Annotated in this window: 5 protein-coding genes; 1 reads left to right on the top strand and 4 read right to left on the bottom strand. The window is 73.8% G+C overall.

Translation table 11 applies throughout. The features are described from left to right. Nucleotides 1–7 precede the first annotated feature (7 nt). Nucleotides 8–2,431: an MMPL family transporter gene (locus tag ACH4MY_RS32025; RefSeq protein ID WP_398007448.1), complete on the top strand. Its 2,424-nt coding sequence runs from the start codon at nt 8–10 to the stop codon at nt 2,429–2,431. 219 nt (nt 2,432–2,650) lie between these two features. Here ACH4MY_RS32025 and ACH4MY_RS32020 read toward each other — a convergent pair whose 3' ends face one another. From ACH4MY_RS32020 to ACH4MY_RS32005, 4 genes are all read right to left on the bottom strand, one after another. Continuing rightward, a complete protein-coding gene (locus ACH4MY_RS32020) occupies nt 2,651–3,463 on the bottom strand; it encodes an alpha/beta fold hydrolase (RefSeq protein ID WP_398007446.1) in 813 nt (270 codons plus the stop codon). Nucleotides 3,464–3,577: 114 nt separating this feature from the next. After that, nucleotides 3,578–3,802 (bottom strand): MbtH family NRPS accessory protein, encoded by a 225-nt coding sequence (locus ACH4MY_RS32015; protein ID WP_189832434.1) that lies wholly within the window; start codon nt 3,800–3,802, stop codon nt 3,578–3,580. 80 nt (nt 3,803–3,882) lie between these two features. Then, on the bottom strand, nt 3,883–11,310 hold the full coding sequence (locus ACH4MY_RS32010) for an amino acid adenylation domain-containing protein (protein WP_398007443.1): 7,428 nt from the start codon (nt 11,308–11,310) through the stop codon (nt 3,883–3,885). Further along, a partial coding sequence (locus tag ACH4MY_RS32005) for an amino acid adenylation domain-containing protein (protein ID WP_398007442.1) occupies nt 11,310–16,447 on the bottom strand: 5,138 nt, incomplete at its 5' end. The genes ACH4MY_RS32010 and ACH4MY_RS32005, both read right to left, overlap by 1 nt.

Genomic DNA, 16,447 nt, shown 5'->3' with positions numbered 1-16,447 from the left:
ACAGAAGGTGCGAAAGAAACCCGCAACGGTACGGATCGCACGATGGAGCGCCACGCATCCGTGGTCCGCCATCGGGCTCTGGGTGGTCTTCGTCGCGCTGTGTCTCTTCTTGGGCGGGGCCGCCGGCACGAACAAGATCAGCGACGAGGAGTCGGGGGTCGGCGAGTCCGGCCGCGCCGGCCGGATCACCGCCTCGGGGCACTTCACCGAGAAGCCCGAGGAGAACGTCCTCATCAGCGCCGCGAACGGCGGGAAGCTGGACGTCGCCACCGCGCGGAAGGCGGCCGAGGAGCTCGCCGGGAAGATGAAGGCCCTCCCCGAGGTGGAGAGCGTCGGCACCGCCTTCCCCTCCCCCAACGGCAAGGCCCTGCTGCTCCCCGTCACCATGAAGGGCGACACCGAGAACGCCGATACCCGCGTCCAGCCGCTGCTCGACGCGAGCGCGGCGACCGAGAAGGCCCACGAGGGCATCAGGATCGACCAGATCGGCACCGGCTCCACCGCCAAGGGGCTCGGCGAGACCCTCGGCGAGGACTTCAAGAAGGCCGAGCTGATCAGCCTTCCGCTGACCCTGCTGATCCTGCTCGTCGTCTTCGGCGCGATCATCGCCGCCGGTGTGCCGGTCCTCCTCGCCATGTCGTGCGTCGGCGCCGCCATCGGCCTGTCGACCCTGGCCTCGCACGTCATGCCCGAGACCAGCGCGGTCAGCAACGTCATCCTGCTCATGGGCATGGCCGTCGGCGTCGACTACTCGCTCTTCTACCTCAAGCGGGAACGCGAGGAACGCCACAAGGGCGCCTCGCACCTCGACGCCATCGAGATCGCCGCCGAGACCTCCGGACACACCGTCGTCGTCTCCGGCACCACCGTCATCGTCTCCATGGCCGGCCTCTACCTCGCCCAGGAAGCCACCTTCGCCTCCCTGGCCACCGGCTCGATCATCGTCGTGGCCGTCGCCGTCCTGGCCTCGCTGACCGTGCTCCCCGCCCTCCTCGCCAAGCTCGGCCGCTGGGTCGACCGGCCCAGGGTCCCGCTCCTGTGGCGCCTCACGATGCGCTCCAACGAGTCCCGGCTCTGGCCCGTGCTGCTGCGCCCCGCCCTCGTACGGCCCGTGCTCACCCTCGTGGTCTCCGTCGGCGCCCTGCTCGTCCTCGCCCTGCCCGCCCTCGACATGAAGCTGAAGCAGCCCGGCTCGGACGACCTCTCCCGTGACATCCCGGTCGTCCAGGCCATGGACCGGCTGACCGCCGCCTTCCCCAGCAAGGGCACCGTGCACCAGGTGGCCGTGCGGGCCCCCGCCGAGAAGGCGGGCGAGGTCGAGGCCGCGCTCAAGACGCTGCTGGACCGCACGGACGGCCAGGAGCTGTTCGCCCACGACCAGAAGCCCACGGTCCGGGTCTCGGCCGACAAGCGCGTGCACACCGTCGCCGTCGGAACGCCGCACTCGCCCAGGAGCGACGGGGCCCGGGATTCCCTCGCACTGCTGCGGGCCTGGGTGCCCGAGGCGATCGCCCCCGTCCAGGGCGCCGAGGGCGCGGTCGGCGGCAAGGTCGCCCAGGGGGTCGACTTCACCGGCCACCTGGAGGACCGGATGCCGTGGGTGGTCGGCTTCATCCTGCTGCTGACCTTCGCCACCATGGCCGTCATCTTTCGCTCTCTCGCCGTGGCGCTCTCCGCGATCCTCCTGAACCTGCTGTCGGCGGCCGCCTCCTTCGGTGTCCTCGTCGCGGTCTTCCAGAACACCTGGGCCGAGGGCGTGCTCGACTTCCACAGCTCGGGGGCCGTCGTCTCCTGGCTGCCGCTCTTCCTCTTCGTGGTGCTGTTCGGCCTCTCGATGGACTACCACGTGTTCGTCGTGAGCCGGATCCGCGAGGCCGCCCTCAGCGGGGCGAACGTCCGTGACGCCGTCCGTGACGGGATCACCCGCTCCGCCGGCGTCGTGACCAGCGCGGCGATCGTCATGGTGGCCGTGTTCGCGATCTTCGGCACCCTGAGCATGGTGGAGTTCAAGCAGCTGGGCGTCGGCCTTGCGGCGGCGATCCTGCTCGACGCCGTGATCATCCGCATCTTCGTCCTGCCGGCCCTGATGACCGCGCTCGGCAAGTGGAACTGGTGGCCGGGCGGCCTCTCCGGCGCCCGCCGTGCCCAGCACGCGGCCGGCTCCGACGACACCCGGCAGCTGCGCCTCCCGCAGCCGGTACCGGCCGGCGCCACGCAGTACGCGCAGGGCCAGGGCCAGAGCCAGGGTTACGCCCAGGGGCCGGGGTACCGGCAGGAGCAGACGTACACCCCGCAGAACTCGTACGCCCCCCAGCAGCCGTACGCCCCCCAGGACTCCTACGCCCCGCAGGACCCGTACGCCCCGACGCCGGGGTGGAACCAGCAGGGGCAGCAGGGTCACGACGGCCGGCCCGATCCCTACCAGAGGTAGGCCGGCCCCTCCGACGAGGAGGGAGAAGTGTCTGTCATCCCCCGTCGGGCACCTCTCCCTCCTCTTTCCCTCTCCCTCCTTCGTCCGGACCGCGAACCGCGGCCCGGACGAAGGCGTTTTTCGTCCCCACTCCGGTCGGCCGTCGTCGGCCGGGGCGTCGTAGGCCGGGCTGCCTTCGGCCGGGCCGTGGCCGACCGGGCCGTGGTCAGCCGGCCGTGGTCAGCCGGCCGTCGGTCCGGTGAAGAACCGCACCATCGCCTTGTTCACCGCGGCCGGGTCCTCCAGGTAGCCGTAGTGCCCGCAGCCCTCGATCACCTCGAACACGGCGCCCGGGATCGCGTCGGCGACCTCCCGGCCCAGATGCGGCGGGGTGACCAGGTCGTCGGCGAAGGCGATCACCTGGCACGGCACCCGGATCCCCCGGTACGCGTCGAGCCGGTTCTCCAGCCGGCTCACCTCCATCTGCGCCCGCAGGCCGGGGCCCGCAGGGGGTGCCAGCTCGAACAGGTCGAGCCAGTCGGCCAGTTCCCGCTCGTCGTCGAGGGTCCGCGGCGACAGGAACTTGAGGGCGCGCAGGACGGCGGAGTAACGGGCCGGCAGGGTCACCCCGGAGTCGTGCAGTTCGGTCTCCGCACGGGTGAGCGCGGCACGCAGGGCGTCGGTCCGGCCGCGGGTGGCCATGAGGACGGTCTGCCGGACCAGGTCGGGCCGGGCGAGGGACAGCTCCTGGGCGACGAAGGCGCCCATCGAGGTGCCGACGACACGGACCGGGCCGATAGCGAGTCGCTCGACGAGCCCGGTGACATCGCCGACCATGTCCTGCAGGGTGAAACCCTCGGGGCATTCCGACGTCGGTGGAATGCCACGGTTGTCGAAGGTGATCACCCTGAATCCGGCGGCGGTGAGCGCCGGCACCTGATGGAGCTGCCAGGCGGTGCGCCCGCCGCCGGTTCCCTGGATCATCACCACCGGTTCCCCCTCTCCGGTGTCCTCGTAGTTCAGACGTATTCCGTTGACCGGCACGACCGGCATGTGCTGCCCCTTCCTCTGATTCTTCTGCCCGGCTCTCCGGGGAATGCGCGGAAAAGCGTGTGGCCCGCCCTCCGGACGCCGGTAAGCGCTCGGAGGGCGGGCCACACGGTGGAATCAGGCGGCGTCGGCGCCTTCCATCTCCCGCACCAGGCTCGCGGGGCGCATGTCCGTCCAGTGGGTGTTGATGTGCTCGAGCGCCGCGTCACGCGTGGTCGCCGCCAGGGCGGTGCTCCACCCCTCCGGAACCTCGACGAACGCCGGCCACAGGGAGTACTGTCCCTCGTCGTTGACGAGGACGAGGTAGGTGCCCTCCGGGTCCTCGAAGGGGTTGCTGCTCATGCGGTCGCTCCTTTTCGAAGGATTTTTCTCGAGGATTCTTCTCGTCGGATTCTCATCGCCCCGTCGAATTCCCCCGCGCGTCACAGACGCTCCGCGAGGAAACGTCCGATGCGGGCCATATGACGGGCGTCCGTCATCAGATTTCCGTGGGTCGAGTCTATAGCGCAGACCTCGACGGAACCCCCGGTCAGGGGCTGCCACAAGTGGACATCGAGACGGCTTGACCTGTCGACTTCCGACTTCTTCTCCGCGGACACGAAGAGAAGATCGCCGTCGAAGAACTCCGGCTCGAAACGCCGCATGAGCCGGACATTGTTCACATACACATCCTTGAGCGCCAGGATGTCCTGGGCCTCCAGATGCCGGAGGTTCTGGTTTCCGCTCTGCAGGAACTCACGGAAGCGCAGCAGAACGGCTTTCTGGTCTGCTATGAGCTCCTCCATGTCGAAGGTGAAGCCCATCGCCTGGAGGTTGTGGGCGACGACCTCGTGCTCCACGGGCTCCTCGGTGACGGCGTTCTCGCCCGGCGGGTAGGCGTCGAGCAGCGCGAGGAGTCCGATGCGCTCCCCCTCGGCCCGCAGCCGGGTCGCGAGGGCGTGCGCGGCCAGGCCGCCGAAGGACCAGCCGGCCAGCCGGTAGGGACCGTGGGGCTGGACGGCGCGGATCCGGGCCAGATAGTCCTCGGTCATCTCGTCCATGGAGGCGGGCAGGGCGCCCGAGCCGTCGAGGCCGCTGGCCTGGATGCCGTACACCGGGACGTCGGGGCCGAGATGGCGGACGAGTCCCGCGTAGCACCAGCTGAAGCCGCCACCGGGGTGCAGGAAGAAGACCGGTGCCGCCGTGCCCCGGGTCCGCAGGGGCAGCAGGCCCCTGGTGGCGCGAGGGCCTGCTTCGCCGTCCGCGGTGTCCCCTCCCTCGGCGCCCGCCGACTCGCCGGTCAGGACCCGGGCGAGGCCGGCCGGGGTCGAGGTGTCGAAGACGGCCCGTACCGGCAGGTCGGTGGCGAGTTCCTCACGGACCCGGCCGACGAGCCGCGCGGCGAGGAAGGAGTGGCCGCCCAGCTCGAAGAAGTCGTCGTCCGCTCCCACCTCCGCGACGCCCAGGACCTCGGCGAACAGCGTGCACAGGGCGTGTTCCTCGGGAGTGGAGGCGGGCCTCGACCGGGTGTCGTTGCTCAGGTCGGGGGCGGGGAGCGCGGCCCGGTCGAGCTTGCCGTTGGGGGTGAGGGGCAGGGCGTCGAGGAGGACGAACGCGGCCGGGACCATGTGCTCGGGCAGCCGGCGCGCGAGGTGCTCGCGCAGGGCGGACGGGTGCGGCCGGGTGTCGTCGGCGGGGACCGCGTACCCGGTCAGGCGCCGGTCGCCGGGCCGGTCCTCCCGTACGACGACGGCGGCCTGGGCCACGCCCGGTGCGGTGGCGAGGACCGCCTCGACCTCGCCGGGCTCGATGCGGAAGCCCCGGATCTTGACCTGGGCGTCGCCGCGGCCGAGATAGACGAGCTGTCCTTCGCGGTTCCAGCGGGCGAGGTCGCCGGTGCGGTACATGCGTGCGCCCGCCGGGCCGTGCGGGTCGGCGACGAACCGTTCCGCCGTGCGGTCGGGCCGGTGGACATAGCCGCGGGCCAGGGCGGCGCCCGTGATGTAGAGCTCGCCGGGGACGCCCGCGGGGACCGGCTTCAGCCACCGGTCGAGGAGCCGTACGGAGGTGTTGTCGACGGGTCCGCCGATGGGCGGCGCGCCGGGCGCCCACTCGGCCGGGTCCTCGGGGAGCCGGACCGCGGTGACCACATGGGTCTCGGCGGGCCCGTAGTGGTTGTGCAGCCTGCGGCCGGGGCGGGCCGCGCAGAAGGCCCGGATCGCGCCGTGCGGAGTGAGGGCCTCGCCCGCCTGGACCAGGTCGGTGAGGTCCGGCAGCGGCAGCTGCTGCGCCACGGCCGCCTCACAGACGGCGTCGAGGACGAGGTTGGGGGCGTACAGCTCGTGGACGCGCCGGTCCTCGAGCCAGCGGGCCAGCCGGGCGGGGTCGCGGCGGACGTCCTCCGGGCAGACGACGAGCGTCTTGCCGGCGAGGAGCGCGGAGAGCATCTCCTGGACGGAGACGTCGAAGCTGACGGCGGTGAACTGGGCGACCCGAGTGCCGGGGCCGCCGGGGATCTCGCTCTCGTGCCAGTCGAGCAGATTGAGCAGCGCCCCGGCGGGCATGGTCACGCCCTTGGGGCGGCCGGTCGACCCGGAGGTGTAGATGACGTACGCCGGGTGGGCGGGGTGCGGCGGGGCGACGCGCTCGTGCGGCGCGAGGGCGCCCTCGTCCAGACGGGCGAGGGCGGCGAGGGTGCCGGGGGCGTCGACACGGAGGAGGCGGGGGGCCGGGCCGCCCCGGGTGCCGGCGTCCGGCCGGGGCCGGCCGGAGCCCGCGAGGGCGTCCCCGAGGGCCTCCGGGCCCGCGAGGTCGCTCGTGGTGAGGACGAGCGCGGGGCGGGCGTCCTCGATCATGTACGCGATGCGGTCGGCGGGGTAGCCGGGGTCGACCGGCAGATAGCCCGCGCCGGTCTTGAGGACGGCGAGCAGCGCGGTGACCAGGTCGGCCGAGCGGTGCATGGCCACGGCGACGAGGTCCTCGGGGCCGACGCCCTCGGCGGCCATCAGCCGGGCGAGTCGGTCGGCCCGGGAGTCGAGCTCCCGGTAGCCGACCGCACCCTCGGGCGTGTCGACCGCGACGGCCTCCGGGGCGCGCGCGGCGGCGGCCTCGAAGCGCGCCGCGAGTCCGCCGTCCAGGGCGCGGGCCCGTACCGGTCCCGTGCCCGTGGCGAGCACCCGGTCCTGCTCGGCGCCGCTCAGCAGCGGCAGTTCGCCGAGGCGGCGCTGCGGCTCCGCGGTCACCGCGTCGAGGAGGCGGAGCAGCCGGTCGACGAGGGTCCGCGCGGTGGCGGGGTCGAACAGGTCGGTGCTGAACTCGATGCCGGCGCCGAGCCCGTCGGGGGTGCCGTCGGACGTGTGGCGTTCCGCGAAGGAGAGCAGCAGGTCGAACTTGGCCGAGCCGGTGGCGGAGGGCAGCTGGGTGGCGGTGAGTCCGGGCAGCCGGAGCTCCTCGCCCTCGGTGCCGGGCCGCCGGTCGGTGTTGTTGAAGGTGAGCATCGTCTGGAAGAGCGGGTGGCGGGACTGCGACCGCTTGGGGTTGAGCGCCTCGACGAGCCGCTCGAACGGCAGGTCCTGGTGGGCGTAGGCGGCGAGGTCGGTCTCGCGGACGCGGCCGACGAGCTCCTTGAAGGTGGGGTCGCCCGAGGTGTCGGTGCGCAGGACGAGGGTGTTGACGAAGAAGCCGACGAGGTCGTCGAGGGCGTCGTCGGTACGGCCCGCGATCGGGGTGCCGAGCGAGATGTCGGTGCCGGCGCCGAGCCGGGTGAGGAGGGCGGCGACGGCGGCCTGGAGCACCATGAACGGACTGGCCTGGACGGAACGCGCGAGGCCGCGGACCCGCCCGTACAGCGCCTCGGGCACCTCGTAGAGGACACGGTCCCCGCGGTGGGTGGCGACGGCGGGCCGGGGCCGGTCGGTGGGCAGCGGCAGTTCGTCGGGGAGCCCGGCCAGGGTCTGCTTCCAGTGGGCGAGTTGACGGGCGACCGCGCTGTCCGGGTCGTCCTCGGTGCCGAGCGCGGCGCGCTGCCAGAGGCTGTAGTCGGCGTACTGGACGGGGAGCGGGGCCCAGCCGGGGGCGTCGCCGGACTGCCGGGCGGCGTAGGCGGTGACGAGGTCGCGGGCGAGCAGCGGGACGGACCAGCCGTCGCCCGCGATGTGATGGACGAGCAGCAGCAGGACGTGCTCCCCGGGGCCCGTACCGAAAAGCCATGCCCGCAGGGGCAGTTCGCGGTCGAGGGCGAAGGGGTGGGAGGCGGCCGCGGCGAGCTCCGCCTCGATCCGGTCGGCCGCCAGGACGCCGGGGACGTGGATCAGTTCGGGGCGGGCGTCGGCGCTGTCGCGCACGATCTGGTACGGGCCCTCGGCGTCCTCCGCGAAGACGGTCCGCAGTGCCTCGTGGCGCTCGGCGACATCGGCGAGCGCGGCCCGCAGCGCGGCCGGGTCGAGGTCCCCGGTGAGCTTCATCGCGAAGGGGATGTTGTACGTGGGGCTCGGCCCCTCGAACCGGTGCAGGAACCAGAGTCTGCGCTGGGCGAACGAGGCGGGAACCCGCCCGGGGCGCGGCCGGGCCGCTTCGAGGGCGGGCCGGGCGGCGCCCGCCGTGTCGAGGGCTCGGGCCAGCCCGGCCACCGTCGGGTTCTCGAAGAGCAGGCGCACGGCGATCTCCGCGCCCAGCACCGAACGGACCCGCCCGGCGAGCCGGGTGGCGAGCAGCGAGTGGCCGCCGAGCTCGAAGAAGTCGTCGTCGACACCGACCTGCGGTACGCCGAGGAGCTCCGCGAACAGCCCGCACAGGATGTCCTCCTGCGGGGTGCGCGGGAGGCGCCGTGTCGCGCCGGCCACCGGCGTGGCGTCGGCCTGCGGGAGGGCCCGCCGGTCGACCTTGCCGTTGCCGGTCAGCGGCAGCGCGTCCAGGGTCAGGAACACTCCGGGCACCATGTAGTCGGGGAGCTCGGCGGAGACATGGGCGCGCAGCTCGGCCGGGGTGGGGTCGGCGCCCCGCTCGGCGACCAGGCAGGCGACGAGCCGCTTGTCGCCGGGGCGCGGCTCCTGCACGGTGACGACGGCCTGGGCGACGCCGGGATGCCGTCCGAGGACGGCCTCGATCTCGCCCAGTTCGATCCGGAACCCGCGCAGTTTGACCTGTTCGTCGGCGCGCCCGAGATAGTCGAGGGTGCCGTCGGGGTTCCAGCGGACGAGGTCGCCCGTGCGGTACATCCGCGCGCCGGGCGGTCCGTACGGGTCGGCGACGAACCGTTCGGCGGTGAGTCCGGGGCGCTGCCAGTAGCCGCGGGCGAGGCCCGCTCCGGCGATGTGCAGCTCGCCCGCCATGCCGCGCGGGACGGGGCGCAGTCCGGTGTCGAGGACGAGCAGCCGGGTGTTGTCCAGCGCGGTGCCGATCGGGACCGCCGCCGGGACGGGGCCGCCGGCCGGCATCCGGTGCCGGACGGCGAAGGTCGTCGTCTCGGTGGGGCCGTACCCGTCGACGACGGAGGTCTCCGGGCAGACGGCCATGACACGGCGCACGGCGGCCGCGGGCACGACGTCACCGCCGGTCCACACCTCGCGGACCCCGGCGAGGACCTCGGGGGCCTCGTCGGCGACGAGCTGGAAGAGCCCGGACGTCAGCCACAGGCCGGTCACCCCGTACTCCTCGACGAGTTCGCCGATCCGCGCGGCGCCGAGGTCCCCGGGCGGGGCGACGACGGCGGTGCCGCCGGAGAGCAGTGGCACCCACAGCTCGTAGGTGGAGGCGTCGAAGGCGTGCGGGGAGTGCACGAGGACCCGCCGGTGCGCGGCCCCGGAGAACGACCGGTCGTGGGCGAGCTCCAGCACGGCCCGATGGGTGACGGCGACGCCCTTGGGTGTGCCGGTCGACCCGGAGGTGTGCATGAGGTAGGCGAGGCGGTCGCCGGAGTGGTGACGCGGGAGGGCCGGTGAGGGGCCGCCCGTCGGCACCCCGTCCGCCGCCGGCCGTTCCACGGGCCCCCCGTCCACCGTCAGCCGATCCACGCCCAGTTCCCCGGCGCGGGCGGCGTGCTCCGGGTCCGTCAGGACCACGCGGACCCCGGCGAGGCCGGTGACCTGGCGGAGGCGGTCGACCGGGTCTCCGTGCCGCAGCGGCACATACGCCCCGCCGGCCTTGAGGACGGCCAGCATCGACACGATCAGTTCCGCCGAGCGTTCCATCAGGAGCGCGACGGGGGTCTCGGCCGTCACACCGAGGCCGACGAGCCGCCGGGCCAGGGCGTCCGAGCGGGCGTCGAGGGTCGCGTAGTCGTACGCCGTGGTCCCGCAGCGGACGGCGACGGCGTCCGGGGTGCGCAGCGCCTGGGCGCGGAACGCCTCGGGCAGGCTCGTCTCCGGTACGGGGGTGTCCGCGCCCCGGCCGAGGCCGAGGACGGCCTCCCGTTCGCCGGCGGAGAGCAGTTCCAGGCGGCCCAGCGGCCGACCCGGGTCGGTGGCGACCGAGCGGAGCACACGGACCAGCCGGTCCATCACGGACCGGGCCGTCTCCTCCGGGACCAGGTCGGGCTGGTGGTCGAGGCGGAGCCGCAGTCCGCCGCGGCCGACGGCGACCAGGGCGAGCGGGTAGTGGGTGGCGTCGCGGTTGCGGCTCCCCGTGACGGTGACGCCCCGGATGCCGCCGGGCCGGTCGTTCTCCGCGCCGATGTCGACCGGGTAGTTCTCGAACACCATGGTGGTGTCGAAGAGTTCGCCGGACCCGGCGAGCCGCTGCACCTCGGCGAGGCCGGTGTGCTGGTACGGCTGGAGCCGGGTCTGCTCGTCCTGCACGCGGCGCACGGTGTCGACGAGGGACTCGTCGGTCCGCAGCCGGACCCGTACCGGCAGGGTGTTGATGAAGAGGCCCACCATCGTCTCGATGCCGGGGATCTCCGGCGGCCGGCCGGACACGGTGGTGCCGAAGACCACGTCGTCGCGTCCGGTCAGACCGCTCAGGACGACCGCCCAGGCGCCCTGCACCAGGGAGTTGAGGGTGAGGGCCCGTTCCCGGGCGAGCGCGGTGAGCGCCTCGTACGTGGGGCGGTCCACCTCGGTCTCCAGGCGGCCGGGGACGACCGGAGCCCGCTCCCCGGCCTGCGGGGAGACGAGGGTGGGGCCGTCGAGCCCGGCGAGCGTCTCGCGCCAGGCGGACAGCGCGGCTCCCTTGTCCTGGCCCGCGAGCCACTGGAGGTAGTCGCGGAAGGGGCGGACCCGGGGCAGGGCGCTGTCGTCGCCCCCCGAGGCGTAGAGCGCGAGCAGCTCGCGCACGAACATCGGGCGGGACCAGCCGTCGAGCAGGATGTGGTGGTTCGTCAGGACGAAGCGGTGGCGGCCGTCGCCGAGGCGGATGAGCGTGAACCGCATCAGCGGGGGCTTGGCGAGGTCGAACCGGCGTGTCCGGTCCTCCTCGACGGCCCGGTCCGCGGCCGCCGCCCGCTCGGCCTCGGGGAGGCCGCTCAGGTCCAGCTCCTCCCACGGCAGCCGTACCTCGTGCGGGATCATCTGCACGGGCCGCTGGAGCCCCGCGTACCGGAAGGCGGCCCGCAGATTGGCGTGGCGCCGCAGCAGCGCGCGGCACGCGGCCCGCAGGGCCTCGGTGTCGAGGTCGCCGGCCAGGTCGATGGCCTGCTGCACGAGGTACACGTCCGGTGCGGCCTCGTCGTACACGCTGTGGAACAGCAGTCCCTCCTGGAGGGGGGCCAGCGGCAGGATGTCCTGCAGCCCGGAGCGCGGGCCGGACGGCGGCCCGGACGGTGCCCCCGGCCTCGCCCCCGCCGGCGGCCCCGACCGCTCGTTCGTCCGCGGCGCGGGCGTCGTCGCCCGCGTCGTGGCTTGCGTCGTCGCCTGCGTCATCGCCTGCGTCGCCATCACGCGGTCCTCCACTCGTCTTCCAGCAATTCGATCTCGTCCTGGCTCAGCAGACTCAGGGACACGTCCGAGACGGTCAGTCCGCCCGCGTCGGGGCGCTCCACGTGCTCGGTCAGCGCCCGCAGGGCCTGGAACCACAGGTCCGCCAGCTCCTCGACCTCGGCGCGGCCGAGAATCTCCCGCGCCCAGGTCCAGGTGGCCGACAGCTCGGGCCCGGCGGGCCCGTCGTTGGTACGGGCGTTGAGCTCCAGCGGGTGCGCCAGCGGCACCCTCGGGTCGGTGCCGCCCGCTCCGGCTGCGGTCGACAGCACGGTCCAGTCGGGCACGGCGGCGGTGCCCGCGTCCCTGGTACCGGCCGTGGTGAAACGGCCCAGGTAGTTGAAGGCGACCTGGGGCCGGGGCAGTCCGGCGAATCCGGCTGCCGTCGTCGCGTCGAGGTGACGCGTCAGGCCGTACCCCATGCCCTTGTCGGGGACGGCGCGCAGCTGCTCCTTGATCTGCTTGAGCGCCGCGCCGGCGGCCGGGCCGCCGGCGAAGGCGCCGGCCAGATCGGCGGTCGCCGGGTCGAGCCGCACCGGGTACAGGCTGGTGAACCAGCCGACGGTACGGGACAGATCGGCGCCGCCGACCAGCTCCTCCTCGCGCCCGTGGCCCTCCAGGTCGATCAGGGCCGTACCGGCGGGAGTGCCTCGCCAGCGCGCCCAGGCGAGGGCGAACGCGGCCAGCAGCACATCGTTCACCTCGGCCTTGAAGGCGGCCGGCACCCGGGTCAGCAGCAGCTCGGTCACCTCCTCCGGCAGCGTCACCGTCAGGTGCTCCGCCGTCCCGTAGGTGTCCCGCCCCGCGTCGAGCGCCCGCGCGCCGATCCGGGGGTCGCCGGGCCGCAGCACCTGCTGCCACCAGCCCGCCTCCGCGGCCCTGGCCGGCCGCGCCGCCTCCTCGGTCAGCCGCTGCGACCAGCGGCGGAAGGAGGTGCCCACGGCCTGCAGCTCCGGGGTGCGCCCGGCGCTCACCTCCCGGTACGCCTCCGCCAGATCCGGTACGAGGATCCGCCAGGAGACCCCGTCGACGACCAGGTGGTGGACGAGGAGGAGCAGCAGCCCCGGCAGGTCGCGGCCCCGGTCGAACCAGACCGCCCGCACGACGTCGCCGGCGGCCAGGTCGAGCCGCTCGCGGGCGGCCCGGGTCTCACGGCCGACCAGCTCGCGCTGCTCCCGCTCGTCGAGTCCGGCCGCGTCGACGCGGCGCAGGAGCGCGTCCACGTCCACGGCCCCCGGCTCGCGGAACTCCAGCCGCCGCCCGGGCGCCGGGGAGAGCCGGGCCCGCAGGGCGTCGTGGTGGTCGACGAGCGCGCCGAGGGCGGCGCGCAGCTGCCCGTGGCCGAGCGTCGCCGGGACCTGGACGAGCCGCGACTGGTTGTACTGGTCGGCGGGGCCGCCCCGTTCGAGGAACCAGTGCATGATCGGCGTCAGCGGTACGTCTCCGATGCCGGCGCCCGGCTCCTCGACGGGTGTGCCACCGGTCTCCGTGACGACCTCGGCCAGAGCGGCGACGGTCCGCTGCTCGAAGATGTCCCGGACGGACAGTTCGAGTCCGGCCCGACGGGCCCGGCTGACCAGCTGGATCGACATGATGCTGTCGCCGCCGAGGTCGAAGAAGCTGTCGTCGATCCCGGCGTCGTCGAGGCCGAGCACATCGGCGAAGAGGGCGCACAGCGCCTTCTCGCGTTCGGTGCGGGGGCCGCGCCGGTCCGTGCCGTCCCGGTCCGTGCCGTAGGCGGGGGCTGGCAGCGCGCGCCGGTCGAGCTTGCCGTTCAGGGTGAGCGGCAGGACGTCGAGCGTGACGACCGCCGACGGGACCATGTACTCGGGCAGGGCGGCGGCGACGTGGGCGCGCAGGGCGTCGTGGTCGACGTGGGCGCGCGGGGCGTCCTGCTGCCGGTCCTGGTCCGCGAGCGCCGCCGCCGGGACGACGTACGCCACGAGGCGCTTGTCGCCGGGCCGGTCCTCGCGCAGGATCACCGCGGCCTGGGCGACCTCGGGGCGGCCGGTGAGGACCGCCTCGACCTCGCCGGGCTCGATGCGGAAGCCGCGGAGTTTCACCTGGTCGTCGACCCGGCCGAGGAACTCCAGGCGTCCGTCCCCGAGTCGGCGTACGACGTCTCCGGTGCGGTACATCCGCTCGCCGCCGCCCGTGAACGGGTCGGCCACGAACCGCTGGGCGGTGAGACCGCTCCGGCCGAGGTAGCCGCGCGCGACTCCGGCACCGCCGATGTACAGCTCGCCCGCGACACCCGACGGCACCGGCCGGAGCCGGGCGTCGAGCACGTACACCCGGGTGTTCCACAGGGGTCGCCCGATGGGCACGACCGCCTCGGGCACCTCCTGCGGGGTGCGCAGCTGGTTGACCGTGGAGAAGACGGTGGTCTCGGTCGGGCCGTACTCGTTGGCGACGACCGTGCCCGGGCAGGTCTCCAGGACCCGCCGGACCGCCGCCGGGGAGACGACGTCACCGCCGGCCCAGATCTCGCGCACCCCCCGGAAGCACTCGGGCCGCTCCTCGGCCAGCACCCGGAAGAGTCCGGCGCTGACGAAGAGTCCGGTCACCCCGCCGTCGGCGATCGCCGTCGCGAGGTCCCCGGCGTCGAGCCGGCCGGCCGGTGCGACGACGATCGTGCCGCCGGTGAGGAGCGGGGTCCAGATCTCGAAGGTCGAGGCGTCGAAGGCGTACGGCGAGTGCATCAGGACCCGCTCGTGGTTGCCGCCGCGCCAGTACCGGTCGGCCGCCAGGTGGACGACGTTGTGATGGGTGTTGCCGACGCCCTTGGGGGTGCCCGTGGAACCGGAGGTGTACATCACGTAGGCGAGCTGCTCGGCGTCCGTCACCCGCTCGGGGGCGGTGGCGGGCTCGGCGGAGAGGTCGAGGACGCCGACGGTCGAGCCGCCCGCGCCGAGACCGGCCTCCGGCGTCCCGGCCGCACCGAGGCCGGGGCCGACGCGGAGGACCGGGACGTTCCCGTCCACGGCGAACCCGAGGTCCTGCGGCGCCCGGTCGGTGAGCAGCGCCGCCGCCCCGGTGTCGCGCAGGATGAACTCGGAGCGCGCCGCGGGCTGGTTCGGGTCGATCGGCACGTACACCCCGCCCGCCTTGAGGACGGCGAGCGTCGAGACGACCAGCTCCGGCGAACGCTCCTGGAGCACCGCCACCCGGGTCTCGGCACCGACGCCCCGGCCGGCCAGGTGACGGGCGAGCCGGTTGGCCCGCTCGTCCAGCTCGCGGTAGGTGAGCGTGCCGCCGGGGCCGGTGAGGGCCACGGCGTCGGGCCGGGCGGCCGCGTGCTCGGCGAAGAGCACGTGCACCGGCGTCCGGTCGCGGTGGTCCACGTCCGTGGCGTTGCCGTCGACGAGGATCCGGCGCCGCTCGGCCGCGTCGAGGATCTCCACGTCACCGGCCCGGGAGCCGGGGTCGGCGGCGAGCGCGGCGAGGACACGGACGAAACGGTCGGCGATGCCCTGCGCGGTGGCCCGGTCGAACAGCTCGGTGCTGAAGTCCAGGGCGCAGCTCAGGACCGGGGCCCCGCCGGTGGCCGAACCGTGCTCGACGATCTCGAAGGAGAGGTCGAACTTGGCCGAGGGCGCGCCGAGTTGACGACCGGTGACGGTGAGACCGGCGGGTCCGGCGGCCGCTGGTGCGCTGCCGGTTTCCCCGCTCGCGCCGGTGACTCCGATCGTGCCGGTGCCTCCAGTCGTGCCGGTGCCTCCGCGAGCGCCGTTGTCGAAGCTGAGCATGGTCTGGAAGAGGGGGTGCCGGGCGAGGGACCGCTCGGGGTTCACCACTTCCACCAGACGCTCGAACGGGAGGTCCTGATGCGCGTACGCCTCCAGGTTCCGCGTCCGGACGCGGGCGATCAGCTCGGCGAACGTCGGGTCGCCGGAGGTGTCGGTCCGCAGGACGAGGGTGTTGACGAAGAACCCGACGAGGTCGTCGAGAGCGTCGTCGGTGCGGCCCGCGATCGGCGTCCCCAGGGGGATGTCCTCCCCCGCACCGAGGCGGGAGAGCAGCGTCGCCAGACCGGCCTGGAGCACCATGAAGAAGCTGGACCGGTGCTCGCGGGCGACTTCGGTGAGCCGCTCGTGGAGCCCCTCGGGAAGGGCGAAGGTGACGCGGTCGCCCTCGTACGAGGCGGTCGCCGGCCGAGGCCGGTCGAAGGGCAGAACCAGCTCCTCCGGCAGACCAGCCAGGGTCTCCCGCCAGTAGGACAGCTGACGCGAGAGCTCGCTCTCCGCGTCCTCCTCCGCACCGAGCAGCTCGCGCTGCCAGAGGCTGTAGTCGGCGTACTGGACGGGGAGGGCCTCCCACAGCGGGGCCGCGCCTCCCAGGACGCGGGCCGAGTAGGCGGCCGTGAGATCGCGGACCAGGATGCCGCGCGACCAGGCGTCACCCGCGATGTGGTGGGTGAGGAGAAGCAGGGCACTGCGCTCGCGCACCAGGGCGCCGGAGCTCTCCTCTGCGTCCCCGGTCGCCGGGGCCTGCGGGGTCTCCGGGGTCTCCGGGGCCTGCGGGGTCTCCGGGGTCTCCGGGGTCTCCGGGGTCTCCGGGGTCTCCGGGGTCTCCGGGGTCTCCGACGGCAGTCGGACGAGGGTGGCCCGGAGGGGTGCCTCGGCGCCGAGGTCGAAGACGTATCCGGCGGCGCGCCGCATCAGCCGGTCGGCCGTGGCCTCGTCGGCGGCGTGCTCGACGACCATCGGCACCCGCACCTGCTCGGGAGTGAGGACGACCTGGTGGGCGGAGCCGTCGGCGTCCTCGGCGAAGACGGTGCGGAGGCTCTCGTGCCGGGCCGCGACATCGGCCAGGGCCAGACGCAGGGCCTCCTCGTCGACGGGACCGGTCAGGTTCACCGAGACCGGCATGTTGTAAGCGTCGCTCGGCCCCTCCAGGTGCTGGAGGAACCACAGCCGCTGCTGGGCGTGCGACAGCGGCACCCGGGCCGGCCGGACCGCCCGCACCACCCGGCCGCGCGCCTCCGTGGCGGCGTCGAGCACGGTGGCGAGTGCGGCGATGGTGGGTGCCTCGAAGATCTGCCGGACGGCGAGTTCGACGTCCAGGACACTCCGGACACGGCTGACGAGCTTGGTCG

Origin of the sequence: Streptomyces sp. NPDC017246, from assembly GCF_044331325.1 — a bacterium.
In the GTDB taxonomy this organism is placed as follows: Bacteria; Actinomycetota; Actinomycetes; order Streptomycetales; family Streptomycetaceae; genus Streptomyces.
This window is presented reverse-complemented; position numbering and strand designations above follow the sequence as displayed.